The sequence below is a fragment of the Thermomonas aquatica genome, assembly GCF_006337105.1.
Classification (GTDB): Bacteria; Pseudomonadota; Gammaproteobacteria; order Xanthomonadales; family Xanthomonadaceae; genus Thermomonas; species Thermomonas aquatica.
In genome coordinates, this window is the sequence record NZ_CP040871.1 from 2,935,974 (window position 1) to 2,952,839 (window position 16,866).

The 16,866-nt window shown below is 66.6% G+C and carries 15 protein-coding genes; 5 read left to right on the forward strand and 10 right to left on the reverse strand.

The genetic code is table 11. The annotated features are described in order from the left end of the window. Positions 1 to 21: 21 nt before the first annotated feature. On the reverse strand, positions 22 to 2,016 hold the full coding sequence (locus tag FHQ07_RS13900) for an alpha/beta hydrolase family protein (RefSeq protein ID WP_240703506.1): 1,995 nt from the start codon (positions 2,014 to 2,016) through the stop codon (positions 22 to 24). 87 nt (positions 2,017 to 2,103) lie between these two features. Then, complete coding sequence (locus FHQ07_RS13905; RefSeq protein ID WP_139717659.1) at positions 2,104 to 5,025, reverse strand: TonB-dependent receptor plug domain-containing protein; 2,922 nt, start codon at positions 5,023 to 5,025, stop codon at positions 2,104 to 2,106. A gap of 205 nt (positions 5,026 to 5,230) precedes the next feature. Here FHQ07_RS13905 and apbC point away from each other — a divergent pair, with 205 nt between their 5' ends. After that, positions 5,231 to 6,079 (forward strand): iron-sulfur cluster carrier protein ApbC, encoded by an 849-nt coding sequence (gene apbC / locus FHQ07_RS13910; RefSeq protein ID WP_139717661.1) that lies wholly within the window; start codon positions 5,231 to 5,233, stop codon positions 6,077 to 6,079. Between the two features lie 49 nt (positions 6,080 to 6,128). Further along, entirely contained in the window at positions 6,129 to 6,701 is a 573-nt protein-coding gene (dcd, locus tag FHQ07_RS13915; protein ID WP_139717664.1) for a dCTP deaminase, read from the forward strand. A gap of 6 nt (positions 6,702 to 6,707) precedes the next feature. Here the strand turns inward: dcd and FHQ07_RS13920 are convergent, their stop codons facing one another. From FHQ07_RS13920 to FHQ07_RS13945, 6 genes are all read right to left on the reverse strand, one after another. After that, positions 6,708 to 7,463, reverse strand: coding sequence for a hypothetical protein (locus FHQ07_RS13920; RefSeq protein WP_139717667.1), 756 nt, complete (start codon positions 7,461 to 7,463; stop codon positions 6,708 to 6,710). 15 nt (positions 7,464 to 7,478) lie between these two features. Next, positions 7,479 to 9,356, reverse strand: a complete 1,878-nt coding sequence (locus FHQ07_RS13925; protein ID WP_139717668.1) for a tetratricopeptide repeat protein — start codon at positions 9,354 to 9,356, stop codon at positions 7,479 to 7,481. Next, on the reverse strand, positions 9,353 to 10,105 hold the full coding sequence (locus FHQ07_RS13930) for a hypothetical protein (protein WP_139717670.1): 753 nt from the start codon (positions 10,103 to 10,105) through the stop codon (positions 9,353 to 9,355). Before FHQ07_RS13930 ends, FHQ07_RS13925 begins: the two co-directional genes overlap by 4 nt. A 21-nt stretch (positions 10,106 to 10,126) precedes the next feature. Next, the gene (locus FHQ07_RS13935; protein ID WP_139717672.1) at positions 10,127 to 11,632 is read right to left on the reverse strand and encodes a M20/M25/M40 family metallo-hydrolase; all 1,506 of its coding nucleotides are present in this window, start codon (positions 11,630 to 11,632) and stop codon (positions 10,127 to 10,129) included. 264 nt (positions 11,633 to 11,896) lie between these two features. Next, entirely contained in the window at positions 11,897 to 12,304 is a 408-nt protein-coding gene (locus FHQ07_RS13940) for an HIT domain-containing protein (RefSeq protein WP_139717674.1), read from the reverse strand. After that, on the reverse strand, positions 12,301 to 12,969 hold the full coding sequence (locus FHQ07_RS13945; RefSeq protein ID WP_139717676.1) for a dienelactone hydrolase family protein: 669 nt from the start codon (positions 12,967 to 12,969) through the stop codon (positions 12,301 to 12,303). Before FHQ07_RS13945 ends, FHQ07_RS13940 begins: the two co-directional genes overlap by 4 nt. 65 nt (positions 12,970 to 13,034) lie before the next feature. On the opposite strand from FHQ07_RS13945, the gene rimO reads away from it, so the two are divergent. The 3 genes from rimO (at position 13,035) to FHQ07_RS13960 (ending at position 15,573) form a co-directional block, all read left to right on the forward strand. Then, positions 13,035 to 14,366, forward strand: a complete 1,332-nt coding sequence (gene rimO, locus FHQ07_RS13950; protein ID WP_139717678.1) for a 30S ribosomal protein S12 methylthiotransferase RimO — start codon at positions 13,035 to 13,037, stop codon at positions 14,364 to 14,366. A gap of 120 nt (positions 14,367 to 14,486) precedes the next feature. Then, positions 14,487 to 15,059: a hypothetical protein gene (locus FHQ07_RS13955; RefSeq protein WP_139717680.1), complete on the forward strand. Its 573-nt coding sequence runs from the start codon at positions 14,487 to 14,489 to the stop codon at positions 15,057 to 15,059. A gap of 70 nt (positions 15,060 to 15,129) precedes the next feature. Continuing rightward, a complete protein-coding gene (locus FHQ07_RS13960; RefSeq protein ID WP_139717682.1) occupies positions 15,130 to 15,573 on the forward strand; it encodes a low affinity iron permease family protein in 444 nt (147 codons plus the stop codon). On the opposite strand, the gene greB is transcribed toward FHQ07_RS13960, so the two are convergent. Both greB and FHQ07_RS13970 read right to left on the reverse strand, forming a co-directional pair. Continuing rightward, entirely contained in the window at positions 15,561 to 16,064 is a 504-nt protein-coding gene (gene greB, locus FHQ07_RS13965) for a transcription elongation factor GreB (protein WP_139717684.1), read from the reverse strand. The genes FHQ07_RS13960 and greB overlap by 13 nt on opposite strands. Next, complete coding sequence (locus FHQ07_RS13970) at positions 16,061 to 16,864, reverse strand: CPBP family intramembrane glutamic endopeptidase (protein WP_139717686.1); 804 nt, start codon at positions 16,862 to 16,864, stop codon at positions 16,061 to 16,063. The genes greB and FHQ07_RS13970 overlap by 4 nt, the downstream gene beginning before the upstream one ends. Positions 16,865 to 16,866: the final 2 nt, after the last annotated feature.

A 16,866-nucleotide genomic window follows, 5' to 3' on the forward strand; every position in this document is an offset into this window, starting at 1 on the left:
TTGCCGGCCCTGTCGCGCGCCTCATGGTGCCGCGGGCGAGGCGTTGCCGCCCAGGTGGCGGGCGAAGAAATCGAGCATCCGGGTATACAGCTCGACGCGATTCTTCACATCGTAGTACCCGTGCATCTCGCCAGACTGGATGATCACGCCCTCCGGCTTGTTGCCGGCGGCGACCAAGGCCTTCTCCATGGCTTCGGTCTGTTCGGGCGGAGCACGCATGTCGCGTGCCCCGGCCGCCAGGAACACCGGGATCTTGATTTCGGCGGCGCGTCTGGCGGGAGAGTTCTGCGCCCATGCGGCGGGGTCCGTGCCGTGGGTGCGGCGGAGATAGCGCAGGCCCGATTCGCGCTGGGGGATGTCGCCTTTCTTGAACATCATGTCCACGTCGTAGACACCGACGTAGCCGAAGGCGCACTTGAACAAGCCGGGCGCGCGAATCGGCGCCATCATCGCCGAATAGCCGCCGAAGCTGCCGCCGTAGATGCAGACCCGGTTCCTGTCGACGTAACCGTTCTGGATCGTCCATTGCGCGGCATCGATGATGTCGTTCTGGATGCCCTGGGCCCATTGCATGTGTCCCGCGTCCTGGAAGCCGCGGCCATAGCCGCTCGACCCGCGGTAATTGACCTGCAGCACGGCATAGCCGCGGTTCGCGAACAATTGGGCTTCGGGGTTGAACCCCCAATTGTCGCGGGGGCCGATCGGGCCGCCATGCGGGTTGACGATCAACGGCAGGTTCTTGCCGCTCGAGCCGCGCGGCAGGGTGAGGTAGCCATGGATGAGCCTGCCGTCGCGGGCGCTGAAGCTGAAAGGCTTCACCGTCGCCATGCGTGCCTTGTCCAGCTTGGGGTAGCGCCCCATCAGGAAGCGCGCCTTGCCGGTATCGCGGTCGTACAGGTACAGCTCGCCGGGGTTGCTGTCGCTGTAGACCGACACGACGATTTTCTTGCCGTCTTGCGTGTAGCTCGAGAAATCGATCATTTGCCCGGGGAAGGCGGACGCGAGCGAGGCATACAGTTCCGCATCGGGGTGGCTTTCGTCGAGCAGCTTCACCACCGGGGCGCCGGCTTCAGTCGCTACTGCCAGCAAGGTGGCGTCGTCGGTCGACCAGATGTAGTTGGAGATGTCCGCGACCTTCTCCTGGAACAGCGGGGTGAAGCTGCCGGTGGCAGTATCAAGGGTGCCGACGGCCGAAGGATTCTTGCCGTCATCCTGGTCGGCGTACACCACGCCGGTGGACGTGGTACGGATCACCTGCAGGTGCTTGCCCCCGGTCTTGGATGCGTTGACCAGCGTCCAGCCGCTTTCGTCCTTGCGGTAAAGTTCCGTGCGTTCGTCGTATTCGCCATCCTCGTTGGTGCTGGAGGAACACACCGCGAAGCGCGGCAACTTGGCGGAGTCCAGCGAGATGCTGCAGTTTTCCTTGGGCGCGCGGCCCAGCGAGGTGCGCCGTCCGCTCAGCACGTCCATGCGGACGATCTCGGTGCCGGCGCCTTCCGACGAGCGCGGGTAGTAGACCTGCATGACCACGTTCTGGTCGTCGTTGCGCAGGGTGTCGAGCAGGGAGAAGCTCTCGGCCCCGACCGTCTTGCTGCGCTGGCTGGCATCGCGCGTCCCGTAGAAGATCAGCGGGCGAGCCTGTGTCCCGTCCGCGTTGACCGCGAACCATTCCCCGGTCGAGAACGGTTGCGCATACCCGCCCATCTTGCGGACGGCATTGAACATGAGTCGGGTCGGGCTCACCCAGTAGAAGCTGCCGATGCTCTTTTCCTCGGGCAACTGGTTGACCTTGAGGATGGCGAGGTCGCGGGTCCGCATCACGGTCAGGACGTCCTGGTTGCCGCGATCCACGGTGACGGCGAGGTATTCGCCATTGGGGGAGATCTTCACCGCGCCATAACTGGCGTGGCCGACGAAGTCCTCGATGGAATAGGCTGCGGCCGATGCCTGGCCCCACGCGAGTCCGGGCGTCGCGCCTGCGCAAGCCAGTGCGATCGCTGCGATGGTTGTCTTCATGTAGTCCTCGTTCGCTGTTCGATGGGCGACCCGCGGGCAAAAAAAGACCCGGCGATGGCCGGGTCTTTTTCTGGTGCAGGCCGTGGATCAGAACTTGTATTCGGCCGTGAGCGTGAAGCGACGGCCCATCGGATCCGCACCGATGGTGTAGTCGTAGTACGGGTAGCCGGTGTTGCTGTTGTCCGGACGGAAGGTGTTGTTGGTGACGTTCACCACCGTGCCCATCAGCGACAGGTTCTCGTTGATGCGCTTGCCCAGCGAGATGTTGTAGAGCATGTACGGCTCGAGGCGGGAGCTGTATGCGCCGCCTGCCGCGTTGACGCCATTCACGGCGGCGAAGCTGCCGTTGGAGCCGTAGCGGGTGCCGAACAGCGTGGCCGACCAGGTGTTCAGCGACCAGCCGATCGAGCCGCGCACGCGGCTGCGCTGATCCGAAATGATCGGGTCATTGCGGTAATCGACCAGCGGGTCGGTGTCGAATTGCTTGTACTTGTTGGTCAGCATCAGCGAGTAGCCGACATCGAAATTGAACTTGCCGATGCGGTCAGTGGTGAGCGAGTACTTCCAGCTCGCGTCGATGCCGCTGGTATCGGTCAGCGCGGCATTGATGTAGGCCGAGTTGATGCGCGAGATGCGGTTGTCGGTGCTGGAACCCGGCTCGCCCACGGTACGGGTGATCAGGCTGGTGATGTTCTGGCAGTAGGCCGAGGACGCCTCGTGCTCGAACGCCGTGCCGTCGCGCTTGACGCCGAGGCGGCAGTTGGCCTCGTTCTCAAGCAGGTAGGCCGAACTCAGCTGGGTGGCCTGGTCGGCCAGCTTGATGCGCCAGTAGTCGATCGACACGCTCATGTTGTCGGCCACGTCCCACACGAAACCGGCGGTGAAGGACTTGCCTTCTTCTTCCTTGAGCAGCGGGTTGCCGGCGATCAGCGTCTGCGCCTGGTAGATGGTCGGGTCGTTGGTCACGTTGCACTGGGTGCGCGTGCGCGGGCCGGTGGTCAGGCCCAGGCCGGTACCGGAGCGGCAGGAGTATTCGTCGAGCACGGTCGAATACGAGGCGGCGCCTTCCGCATATACCAGCTGCATGTCCGGGGCACGGAAGCTGGTGGCGTAGGACGCACGCAGCAGCAGGCTGTCGACCGGGCGGTACTTCAGGCCGATGTTGTAGGTGATCGCGTCGTCGACGGCGGTGATGTCGTCGTACTTGTCCCAGCGCGCGGCGATGTCCATGTCCAGCTTGCTGAAGATCGGGACGTTCAATTCGACGCCGGCTGCATAGCGGTCGCGGGTGCCGTGGGTGCGGCCGGAGCTGGTCAGGTTGTAGACGGTCCCGGCATCGATCGGGCGCAGCTGGTCGAGGCGCGGATCGCTCTTCAGGTCGGTTTCCTGGGTGCCGGACTCGAGGATCGCGGCGAAGCCAAGCGGACCCGCGGGCAGGTCGAACAGGTCGCCCGACAGGGTGAAGTTGAAGTTCGAGGAGCTGGTTTCGCCGCGGTTGATCACGCGGGTCGCGAACGAGCGGTAGATTTCCGGGGTGATCGGGGCATACCAGCGGGCCAGGTTCAGGCTGTAGACCGGGTAGATGCCGCCGGCGACGCCGGTCGAGGATGCCCAGCCCTGCTGCGGGCCCAGGAAGTAGTCGTGGACCGCCTTGGCGAGCAGGCGCGGGCGATCGGCGGTGTACTCGTAGCGGGAGGTCTGGTAGGACACTTCCCAGTCGAAGCGGTCGCCGAGGGTGCCGTTCGCGCCGATGGTGGCGTTGTAGGTGTTCTCGTCGTACAGCGTGGTGGCAGCTTCATTGCCGCCGAGCTCGAACGGGTTGAACACGCGCTGCAGCTGCAGCAGGCCGCCGGCTTGCGGATCGTAGTAGAGCGACGTGGTGGCGCCGCTGCTGGTGGTCAGGAAGCGGTCGCCGCTGGTGCCCCAGAATTCGGTGCCGCTGCTCGACTTGCCGTCGGCGTGGTAGTAGGTGAAGTCGCCGAAGAACTGCAGGCTGTCGCTGACGTCGAACCGGCCATTGATGTAGCCGGAGTAGTTCGAGCCCGCGTTGAAGATCGAACGCGAAGCCGGCTGCGTGAACGAACCGCAGTAGGTGCCGCGCGTCGCGGTGGTCACCGTGGTGTAGCCGAATGCGTCGCACGCGGCCTGGCCCGGATAGAAGGCATTGGTGTTGACGGCGCCGCCCGGGCGGGTATTGCCGCGGATGGCGATCAGCGAAAGCGCCGGGTTGGTGATGCTACCGAGCGGCCCTCGGCGGGTGTCGGAGAGGAAGTCGCGCTGGCTGGCGAACACCGGGTCCCACTTCTCGTACTGCAGGGCATACACGGTGCTCCAGCGGTCGCCGCTGGCGCCGCCCGAGAACTCGAGCTTGCCGCGGTCGCCGCCACCAGCCGAGGTGGTGCCGACGGTCAGGCGGAGGTTGTGCCCGTCGATGTTCTCGCGGGTCACGATGTTGACCACGCCGGCGACGGCGTCCGAACCGTAGATCGCCGATGCGCCGCCGGTCAGGACTTCGACGCGCTCGACGATCGAGGACGGAATGGCCTTGACGTTGACGACGTTGTTGTCGCGGTTGTAGGGCTGCGGGTACTGGGCCGGGCGACGGCCGTTCACCAGGGTCAGGGTGTAGCCGGGGCCCAGGTTGCGCAGGTTCACGACTTGCGCGTTGGGGGTGAACCCGCTGACCGCGAGGTCGCCGGTGAACGAGGACGTGGTGTTCTGGGTCAGCGTCTGCAGCATGTCGCCGACGGTCTGGAAACCTTCGCGCTCGATATCCGCGCGGGTGATCACGGTGATCGGTGCCGGGCCTTCGATCTCGACGCGCTTGATGCGCGAACCGACGACGGTGACCTGGTCAAGGGTCTTGGTGCCGTCCTGGGTGGCGGTGGCGTCGGTCTTGTCGGAAGACTGGTCCTGTGCCATTGCCGAGGCGGCTGGCAGCAGCATCGCGGCGGCAAGCGCCAGCGTGAGTGGGCTACGGGTGAAGCGGATATTGGTGCGGACAGCCATGGATTTCCCCTGTAGGAGGCGGTTGCAAACGTCGATATGAAGCAGGACCGGCCAAGCCGGAATCCTGACGATAACAAGTAATTAACGTAGTTGCCACAAGACCTTAGCAATTTCATGCTATGGCGATGAGCGTCAAAGCCGGGTCCGCAGCCGCCCGAATGGTTGGCGGGGCTAGACTTGCCGCCCCCGACACAGCGATCCGCCCATGCCCCGCCTCCCCACCCACGCCGTCCAGGGCGAGCTGAAGCCCTTGGCCAATGTCCGCAACATCGTCGCCGTCGGCTCCGGCAAGGGCGGGGTGGGCAAGTCCACCACCGCGGTCAACCTGGCCTTGGCGCTGGCGGCCGAGGGTTTGGCGGTGGGGGTGCTGGATGCCGATGTCTATGGCCCGAGCGTGCCGATGATGCTGGGCCTGTCCGGCCGGCCCGACAGCCCGGACGGCAAGACCATCGAGCCGATGCGCGCGCACGGGATCGAGGCGATGTCGATCGGCCTGCTGGTCGACCAGGACGCGCCGATGATCTGGCGCGGGCCGATGGCGACCTCGGCGCTGACCCAGTTGCTGACCGAGACCCGCTGGGGCGACCTCGACGTGCTGGTGGTCGACCTGCCGCCCGGCACCGGCGACATCCAGCTGACCATGGCGCAGAAGATCCCGGTGGCCGGTGCGGTGATCGTGACCACCCCGCAGGACATCGCCACCCTGGATGCGCGCAAGGCGCTGAAGATGTTCGAGAAGCTCGATATCGCGGTGCTCGGCCTGGTCGAGAACATGGCGGTGCATGTCTGCAGCAACTGCGGCCATGCCGAACACATCTTCGGCGAGGGCGGGGCGGCACGGATGTCCGGGCAGTACGGCGTGCCGGTGCTGGGTTCCTTGCCGCTGCAGATCGGGATCCGCGAACAGGGCGATGCCGGCACGCCGATCGTCGCCGCGCAGCCGGATTCGGCGGCTGCCCGGGCCTATCGCGAGCTGGCGCGGGCGATGCTGGCCCAGCTCGAGCTGCGTCCGAAAGTCCGCAGCGGGATCATGGCCTCGCTGCTGGGCGGGTAGGCGCGCAGGTAGAATTGCCCGCTTCGCCTCCGACCGACGACCCGACCCGATGAGCATCAAGAGCGACCGCTGGATCCGCCGCATGGCGCAGGAACAGGGCATGCTGGAGCCGTTCGAGCCCGGCCAGGTCAAGCAGGTCGACGGCAACCGCATCGTCAGCTACGGCACCTCCAGCTACGGCTACGACGTGCGCTGCTCGCGCGAGTTCAAGGTGTTCACCAACATCAACTCGACCATCGTCGACCCCAAGCACTTCGACCCGAAGAGCTTCGTCGACGTGGTGGCCGACGAGTGCATCATCCCGCCGAATTCGTTCGCGCTGGCGCGTACCGTCGAGTACTTCCGCATCCCGCGCGACACCCTGGTGGTCTGCCTGGGCAAGAGCACCTACGCGCGTTGCGGGATCATCGTCAACGTGACCCCGCTGGAACCGGAGTGGGAAGGCCACGTCACCCTGGAATTCAGCAACACCACGCCGCTGCCGGCGCGCATCTACGCCAACGAAGGCGTGGCGCAGATGCTGTTCTTCCAGGCCGATGCCGACGATGTCTGCGAGACCAGCTACAAGGACCGCGGCGGCAAGTACCAGGGGCAGACAGGCGTCACCTTGCCGAAGACCTGAGTTCGCTCAGGGCGCGGCCAGCTCCTTCTCGATGGCGAGCAACAGCGCCCTGGTCTCCAGGTCGCTGTTGTGCAGCAGGTTCCAGTTGAGGATGGCCCATTCGCGCTGGCTGCACAGGTACGCGGCGAACCCCGGGTTGTCCCGCGCCAGCGCCACGATCTCCGATGCCGGGCGCTGGTCGAACACCGAAACCCCGAGCGGGTATTGCTGGATCACGCCGTCGGTGCGGAACGTGCGGAACACATTGGTCTGCGTGTCCAGCAGGTCGTCGTAGTTGCCGTAGTAGGTCTGGATATGGCGCGCCAGTGTGCGGTTCTTCAACAAGCCAAGGCGGCCGGAATTGATCAGCGACTCGTAGGCGTTGCGCGAGCGCACCGAGACGCGGACCAGGTTGATCGAACCCATCAGCTGGTCGAGCTGGTCCGGCGGGAAGGCGTCGACCTTCGGCGCGTTCCATGATCTCGACGCAAGTTTCAGCGTGGTCGGCAGGCGGGTGCCGAAGGCCTCGCGGTAGATGTAGTCGACGGCGGCGATGCGCATCTTCGTCGAATCGACGAGCTCCTCGCCGATGGCCTCGTGCGTGTGCAGGTCCTGGGCGATCTCGGACAGGTGCCCGCGCACCAAGTCGCGTTCGATCCGCGTCTCGTTCCAGTTGGCCGCCTGGATGCCGAGGAACACACCCGCCACCAGGAGCACGAACTCGACGGCGATCGCCGTCCAGTTCTGTTCCTTCAGCGATTGCGACAGGCGGCGCAGCAGCATTTTCGTGCTCCTTTGTCACTGGCAGGCGTAGTCGCCGTTGGCCGATTTCGTGCATAAGTCCGGTGCGCCGTACTTGTCCCACAGCGCCGGGAAGCCCTTGGCCTTGATGTAGGCGGGGAATTCGGGCAACGCGCGCAGCGATTCGCCGGCCGGGCTGAACAGATAGGCCATGAAATCGGAGTTGTCCACCTTCACCCGCGTGCGCTCCAGTTCCATCGCCTGTGCGCCAGCGCCGAGTTGCGCCAGCCAAAGGGACATCATGCCGGGCACGAATTCCGGATCCGACGCGAGGTAGGCATCGATCACGGCAACGGCGCGCGCGCGTTCGGGGGCATTCCCGCCGAGCAAGCCATCGGCCAAGGCTTTCCGCGCGTCAGCAGGCAATTGTCTAAGCATCGGATCCGAGCCATCCGTCCAGATGCGCTTCGCCTGTGCGGCATCGCCATGGCGGAACGCGATCTCGCCGAGTTCGCGGCCGGCCAGCCGCAGGCCCGCGGCCCAGGCCCGCTGCAGCAGCGGCTCGGCATGGGCGATGTCGCCATCGCGCAGATACAACACGCCGCGCCAGCGCATCACGTTCGGCACCAGCGGATCGACCGCCAGCGCGTGCTCGATGCGTTCCGCCCCGGCGCGGTTGTAACCGCTGCGCACCAGCGCCAGCCCGAACCAGAAATTGCTGGTGATGTCGTCCGGATCGAGTTGCAGGGCCTTCTCGAAGTATTCCCGCGATTCGATCAGGCTGATGCTGCCGGACAGCGAACTCGTCATGCCCATCGCCGCCCAGGGTTCGGCCAGGCGCGGGTCGAGTTCGATCGCGCGTTGCGCGTTGGCGCGCACCTGCTTCTCCCTGTCCGCGTAGCGGCCCGGGACATACGTCGGCAGGATCCCGTGCACCGCCGCCAGCCGCGAATACGCGCGGGCGTAGTTCGGATCGAGCGCGATCGCCTGTTCCAGTTGCTTGACCGCGTCGAGCATGTGCGGACCATCGCGATGGTCGAAGATGGCGGAGGCCTGCAGGTACAGCTGGTAGGCATCGGGATTCCGTGTGCCGGCATCGACCAGCCGCTGCGCCTGCTGGCCGGAGAGCGTGAGCTGCAATTTGGCGGCGATGGCCTGGGCGATGCGTTCCTGCAAGGCGAAGACGTCGCTCAAGTCGCCGTCGTAGGTTTCCGACCACTGGAGGTAGCCGTCCTTCGCGCGGATCAGCTGCGCGAAGATGCGCACCTTGTCGCCCTGCTTGCGCACCGAGCCTTCCAGCACGTGGGCCACGCCCAGGGTTTCGCCGATGACGGTCAGGTTTTCGTTCTTGCCCTTGAACTGGAACGACGAGGTGCGGCCCGCGACCTTCAGGTCCTGCACCTGCGCCAGCGCGTTGAGGATTTCCTCGGCGATGCCGTCGGAGAAATAGTCGTTGTCCTTGTCGGCGCTCATGTTGACGAACGGCAGCACCGCGATGGATTTCTCGCTGATCGCGGATTTTCCGGCGATGCCGGCTTCGGCCTTGACCGTTTGCGTGGCGGCGGCCACCAATGCGGCCTCGCGCCGCGGCGCCAACACGAATTTGTCGAACGCGAAGAAGCCCAGCGCCAGCGCCAGCAGCAACAGGAAGATGCGCTCCATGCTGCGTGCGGTCCGCGGCGCGATGGACTGCGCCAGCGGGACATCGGCATCGCGCTTCAGGCCTTCCGGGGTCAACTCGAACACCCAGGCGAACACGATGGCCGGGAGGAAGCCGACCGCCAGCAATCCGACCACCGCCTTCATCGCCCACGCCTGCGCATCGAACACGGGCAGCAGGGTCGCCGCCACCTGCGTCACCAGCCACGCGCCGACCAGGTACAGCCCGGCCATGCGGATCACGTTGCGGCGGCGCAGTTCGGCCAGGAAGCTCATCGGGCGCGTGCCTTGCGGTCCATGTCCAGGCTCAGGTCGGAGATGGCGGTGCCGATGTCGGCATGCCGCAGTTGCAGCGCGGGAACCAGGCGCGGCTGCGCGCGCAACGCCGCCGCCGCGTCGCGGATGGCCGCCTCGGGCAGGCCCAGCGTGCACGGGTAATCGAGCATGTGCGCAAGTGCGGCGTAGTCATAGGCGCGTGGCGGGCGATCCCCGCAACGTGCCGTCAGGGCGTTCTGCACCTCGAAGGACACGCTCTCGCGGAACAGCTTGCGGTATTCCGAATCGATGGATCTGTCGCGAATCTTATCGATCAGCGGATTCATGAAGGTGGCGTTGGCGATCCCGCGCAGGGCGCTGTCGGTGATCAAATCCATGGAGCCGGTGGACACCAGTTCGTCGAAGGTGGCGCGATGTTGATTGGCGTACATGTACTGCGTCGCCCGATAGGCGCTGACGAGGAATTGCTCGTCGGTCGACGGCTCGCGGCCATAGAGCGCGGCGAGGGTGAGTTCGGCATTCCTGCGCACCTGCCGGCTGTATTCGATCAAGGCACGTTCGAACCAGAGTTCGCGGCGGAGATCCTCGCGCAGCCTCGCGCTGAAGGTGTCCGCCTTGGCGCGCAACTCGCGCTCCTGGTTCCAGTTGCCGACCTGGATGCCGAGGAACACGCCCAACACCAGCAACACGAACTCGATGGCGATCGCCGTCCAGTTCTGCTCCTTCAGCGACTGAGTCAGGCGGCGCATGATCATGGCGTCGGCGTCTGCCTACTTGGCGAGTGCGTAGAAATAGTCGACGTAGGACATCGCCGCGCCATCGAAGCCGTCGATGTTCTTGTTCTCCGACTCGATCACGAAGTACTCGTCGGGCGCATGCGCACCGCTGCCGTGGCCCATGCCGAAGTGGCCCGCCGCCAGGCTGAGCGGCGGGTCGGTGAAGGCGAAGCCCGGGTAGGAACCGGCATTGCGCGGCCACAGCAGCGGCGCCATCCCGCATGCGCGCAGCACGGCCAGTTGCGCCTGGATCAGCGGCGCGTCGGCGCGGGTCTGGGTGGGGTTGTAGCCGCCGGTGACGTTGACCTCGATGTCGCCGAAGCCGCGCTTGGCGAGGTGCCGCTTCAATGCCGAAACCGCATCGTCGAACCGCATGCCCGGCACCAGCCGCATGTCGATCTTGGCGACGGCGCGATGCGGCAGCACGGTCTTGCCGCCCGGGCCGGTGTAGCCGCCGACCAGGCCCTCGATGTTGACCGTGGGCTGCGAGACCAGGCGTTCCTGCGCCTGCTGGTAGGGCAGGTCGTCGATCCAGTGCTGCACGCCGTAGGCGGTCTTCGCCTCGGCCTCGCTGTTGGGGGCGATCGCCGCTTTGATCATCGCGCGATGCTCCTCGCTGATCGGCGGCGGCTGCGGATAGTCGTCGATGGCGATGGTGTTGCCGTCCGCGGACACCAGGGTGTCGAGCGCCTTGACCAGCCGCCACGCGGGGCTGTCGACCATCGCCTTGAGCGAGGAATGGATGTCGCGGCTCGGCCCGCGGCCCCATTGTTCGCCGCTGGCCACCAGCTCGAGCTCGACGATGCCCTTCGCGCCCAGGCTGACGGTGACGATGCCGTCGGTGTCCTGCATCGCGCTGGGCATGAACACGCCCACCGTCTTCGCCAGCGCGGCCTGCACCTGCGGCGCGCGCACGATCTGGCCGATGTGCGGCGAGCCGATCTCCTCCTCGCCCTCGGCGATCAGCGCGATGTTCACCGGCAGCTTCACGTTGGCCGCCTTGAACGCGTGCAGCGCGGCCAGGAACGCGGCCTCCGGGCCTTTCTGGTTGACCGCGCCGCGGCCCATCATCACCTGGCCGTAGCCGGGCTTGTGGACGATCCGGCCTTCCAGCGGCGGGCTGCTCCATTCCTTCGGGTCGTACTGCTTGACGTCGTACATGAAGTACACGCCGACGGTCTTCGGCGCGCCGGCATCGAGGGTGGCGAACACGCCGGGCTTGCCGTCGGTGGGGATGATGTCCGCATGCTGGAAGCCGGCCTCCAGCAGCAGCTGGCGCATGTGTTCGGCGCCTTGCGCGGCGTTGAGGTTCTCGGCGGCGATCGAGGGCAGCGCGATCCAGTCGCGCAGGCGCTGGACGTTGGCATCGTGTTGCGCCGTCAGCTGCGCGCGCAGCGGCGCGTGCGTGCCATCGGCCGCGTGGACCGGCGCCAGCGCGGCGAGGCCAAGCACGAGCGCAGCGGCGATGCCGCCGGACGAAATCGGGCGATGCGGGGACATCCGATGCTCCTTGGTTGCCATGGAAGGGTGGGCATCACGTGCCTGGCGGCCGTGGTGCGCGTCGCGGCGGCGTGCGGTCAGCGGGTGCAGGCGCATGGCGCCCTGCTGAACGTTGTCCGGCCTGCGGCAGGCGTTGCCGGCCGCACGGGGTCATCGGCGTTGCGGCAGGCGGGCCCGCTCATGCGGGGCCCCTGCAGGGCGTCTGGTTCCGATCCATCGCCATCCCCCTTGGCGTTGTCGGTACGAACGTGAATGGGTCGGCTTTCAGGCCAGACTGGTGCGCAATGCCTTGACCCGCTCGATCAGTTCCTCGGGCGCGTACGGGCGCGCGGTCGCGTTGCCCCAGACCGGCCGCGGCCAGGCGATGTCGTCGCGATAGCGGGCGATCACGTGCACATGCAGCTGCGGGACCATGTTGCCGAGCGCGGCCACGTTGAGCTTGTCCGGCTTGAACAGGGTCTTCAGCGCGCGGCAGGCGGCATCGATCTCGGCGGTGAGCTGGCTGCGCTGGGCGGGGTCGAGGTCGATGATCTCGACCATGTCCGCGATGCGCGGCACCAGCACCAGCCACGGATGGTTGGCATCGTCCATCAGCCGCACTTCGCACAGCGCCAATTCGATGACGGGCACGGTGTCGTTGGCCAATTGCGGGTGAAGCTGCCAGGCGTTCATGAGGTGTGCTCCGCGAGGAAGGCGAGGGTGCGCTCGCGCGCCAGCGCCGCGCTTTCGGCATGGAAGTGATGCGGGTCGACGTCGCGGTTGAAGGCATGGTCGGCGGCGGCGTAGACGAACACGCTCGCCTGCGGCTGCAGTTCGCGATGACGGACGATGTCCTCGGGTGGAATGCTGCGGTCGTGGCCGCCGAAATGGAACATCAGCGGCGCCTGCGCGGGTTCGGCGATGAACGGCATGGTCCGCGCGCCGTAGTAGCTCACCGCCGGCAGGCGCAGCCGGGTATTGGCGAGGAAGGCCATCGAGCCGCCCCAGCAATAACCGACCACGCCGGGATGGTGGTGCGCCTCGCGCAGCCAGCGCGCCGCGGCGGAGACCACCTGCAGGGCGCGCTCCGTCCCGAGTTCGGCCACCAGCTCGCGACCACGGGTGAAACCGGCATCGCCATAGCCGAGTTCGACCTCCGGCTGCACCGGGTCGAACAGCGCCGGCGCCATCGCCACCAGCCCGTGCTTCGCGAACCCGTCCGCCACCGCGCGGATGTGCGCATTCACCCCGAAGATCTCCTGCAGCACGATCACCGCGCCGCGCGGCGGCTTGTCCGGGCGGGCCAGCCAGGCGCGGACCGGGCCGGCGGGGGTGTCGAGGTGGATCCAGTCGCCCATCGCAGCCTCCGGCCTCGCGGCGGGGTGGGGACGTATAATTTCGCACCTTTTCGCGGTGCCCGTGCATGTCCCTGCAACAACCCAAGGTCGGTTTCGTCAGCCTCGGCTGCCCCAAGGCGCTGGTCGATTCCGAGCGCATCCTCACCCAGTTGCGGGTCGAGGGCTACGACCTGGTGCAGAGTTACGACGATGCCGACGTGGTGGTGGTCAACACCTGCGGCTTCATCGACAGCGCGGTGGCCGAATCGCTGGACGCGATCGGCGAGGCGATGGCCGAGAACGGCAAGGTCATCGTCACCGGCTGCCTGGGCAAGCGCAGCGAGGTGATCCGCGAGGCCTACCCGGACGTGCTCTCGATCAGCGGCCCGCAGGACTACCAGAGCGTGATGGAAGCGGTGCACGTCGCGCTGCCGCCGAAGCACGATCCGTTCATCGACCTGGTGCCGGATTACGGTCTGAAGCTCACGCCGAAGCACTACGCATACCTGAAAATTTCCGAGGGCTGCAACCATCGCTGCAGCTTCTGCATCATCCCGTCGATGCGCGGCGACCTAGTCTCGCGCCCGGTCGACGAGGTGTTGCGCGAAGCCGAGAAGCTGGTGCGCGGCGGCGTCAAGGAATTGCTCGTCGTTTCGCAGGACACCAGCGCGTACGGCGTCGACGTGAAGTACGCCGAGCGCACCTGGCGCGACAAGCAGTACCAGACGCGGATGAAGGCGCTGTGCGAAGGCCTGTCCGAACTCGACGTGTGGACGCGCCTGCACTACGTGTATCCGTACCCGCACGTGGACGACATCATCCCGCTGATGGCGGAGGGGAAAATTCTTCCGTACCTCGACATCCCGTTCCAGCACGCCAGCCCGCGCGTGCTGAAGCTGATGAAGCGGCCCGGCGCGGTCGACAAGACCCTGGAGCGCGTGCAGCGCTGGCGTGCGATCTGCCCGGAGCTGACCATCCGCAGCACCTTCATCGTCGGCTTCCCCGGCGAGACCGAGGCCGAGTTCGAGGAGCTGCTGGATTTCCTCGACGAAGCGCAGCTGGACCGCGTCGGCGCCTTCGCCTATTCGCCGGTGGACGGCGCCAAGGCGAACGAATTGCCGGATCCAGTCGATGAAGACCTCAAGCAGGAGCGCCTGGCGCGTTTCATGGAGCGGCAGGCGGCGATCAGCGAAGCGCGGCTGGCGGCCAAGGTCGGCACGGTGCAGCAGGTGATCGTCGATGCGATCGACGGCGAGCTCGCCATCGCGCGATCGAAGGCGGATGCGCCGGAGATCGATGGCCTGGTGCAGGTCCAGGACGGTCGCGAAGCCGGCCTCCAGCCCGGCGATTTCGCATTCGTCCGCATCATGGGCAACGACGAGCACGACCTGTATGGCGAAGTCGAGTACAACGCGTAACGCGATCGGTTTGTTGGCGATGCTTGGCCTTGCGATTGCCGGGCCGGCGCCCGCGAAGGATCCGCGGGGACAGGGCAGCCGGAATTCTGGATTCCGTCGGACAAGGACCTGCTGGTCGATTTGCCCGATGGCGCCCATCTCGAAACCCGGCGCAACGGCGACATCAACGGCGATGGCATCCCCGATGTCGCCTTCGTCGGCGGCAACGAGGACGCGCGTTGGCTGGTGGTGAAGATCGGCTACAAGGACGAACTCGACTGGGGCTTCGAGCCGGCGTCGATCAACAAGAAGCTCGATCCGTTTCCGCTGGGCGCAGCCAGCCTGTCGGTGAAGAAGGACGTGCTGGTGGTCGGCGACCTGACAGGCGGCACCACCGCGACCATGGCGACCTACCGCTATCGCTGGGATCCGAAGCTCAAGCGCATGCGCCTGATCGGCCTGGACGCCACCACCTACAGCCGCACCAACAGCCACGACATGGTCGAGACCAGCTGGAACCTGCTGACCGGCGCGCACCAGGTCGTGCGCGGCATCGTCAACCAGGCCGCGAAGCGCGACGACGATCCGGCCTACCTGTATTCAAAACCGCAGCGCACGTCGCGCAAGTCGGTGCCGGTGTACATGGAAGACACGCCGAACCCGGACGGCCTGGTGGCTGCCGAAAGCGTGCCCGCCGGCGAGGATCGCGACTGAACCGCGCCGTGTCGCCTTGACGCCGGCGCCTGTCGGCGCAAGATGGGGCGCCACGATCCGGAGCTACCGCATGGCCAACAGGCGCTGGTTCACGCGTTTCGCCAATGCCGCTTCGCGCTTCGCCGGCAGCCCGTTGAGCTTCGTGCTGGCGCTGCTGGTGGTGCTGGCGTGGATCGTGACGGGGCCGCTGTTCGGCTTCAGCGACACCTGGCAGCTGGTGATCAACACCGGCACCACCATCGTCACCTTCCTGATGGTGTTCCTGATCCAGAACAGCCAGAACCGCGACGCGCGCGCGCTGCAGATCAAGCTGGACGAACTGATCCGCGCCACCCGCGGCGCGCACAACAGCCTGCTCGACCTCGAGGAGCTGGAGGAGCGGGAGTTGCAGACGTTCCAGGATCGCTACGAGGCGCTGGCCCGGCGCGCGCGGGAGTGCGACATCGCGGACGACGACAACGACGTGGGCACGCCGGAAGTCGCGGCACCGACGGATCCCGCTCAGCCGCGATAGCGGATCCCGACGATCGCGTAGCGCACGACGCCGCCCGGCAGCACGGCGTCGAATCCGTCGTCCACGCGTTTCCTGAGCATCGCCCGCGCCAGCGGCGCGTCGATGCTGATCCAGCCGCGCTGCGCGTCGGTCTCGTCCGGGCCCACGATGCGGTAGCGCACCAGCTCGCCGCTGTCCAGGTCTTCCAGTTCGACCTCCGCGCCGAAGAACACCGCGTCGCGGTCGGCGGGCGCGGCATCGACCACGCGCAAGGCCTCCAGCCGCTTGCTCAGGTAACGCACCCGGCGGTCGATCTCGCCGAGTTGCTTCTTGCGATAGGTGTACTCGGCATTCTCCGAGCGGTCGCCCTCGGCCGCCGCGGCGGCGAGGGCCTTCACCACGCCGGGGCGCTTCGCCCGCCACAGGTCGTCCAGTTCCGATTTCAACCGGTCGTGGCCTTCGCGGGTGATCAGCGCCGTGCTCTTCTCGGCGGGGGGACGCCAACGGCTCATGCGGACAACGGTTCCGGTGGAGCGCTGGCCGACGCGGCGCGGCGGAAGTAGTACCTGCGCTGCCAGGCCACGAACAACAGCACGGCGCCCAGATAGAACGGCGCGCTCGACGCGCCGCCGGGCAGGTTGGCGCCGCCGATGGTGGGGAAGGCGGCTTCCAGCAGGCGCCCGTGCGTATTGGCGCTCCAATGCAGGAACACAGCCGGCCACACCGAGCCGCCGGCGCGCGGCACCAGCCATACCAGCAGCAGCGACAGCGTCAGGCAATGCGAGGCGAAGCCCAGCGTGGAGCGCAGCGAGGAGAACACGCTGTCGTAGAACGCCGGTAGATGCCAGACGGCCCAGATGAGGGCGACGACCAGTGCGGTCAGGAACGGCGACATGCGAGTCAGCAGCGTGTTCTGGAGATAACCGCGCCAGCCGAACTCCTCGGCGAACGGGCCGGTGATCCACGCCGTTGCCAGCATGGTGAGGAAGCCGGCATCGAGGGCGGGGTGGAAAGCGGACGGCAGCTTGCCCGCCGCGCGCAGCGCCATCCACCCGAGCCCGAGGCCGAGCGGAATCAGATAGCCGATGACGATGAAACGCAGCGACCCGGCCACGCGCAGTGTGCGCCGGCCGAACGCGCGCAGCCCGTCCAAGCCGCCTTCGGCATAGCTGGCGGCAAACCCGCCGAGGCTGCAGAAGAGTGCGGTGTACCAATACAGCGGGTTGTCCTCGCTCATGAAGATGTCGCAGGCCCAGACCGGGACGAACGCCATGAACAGGAAAACCGCAAGCCCGCGCTGGGTCTTGGTCATCG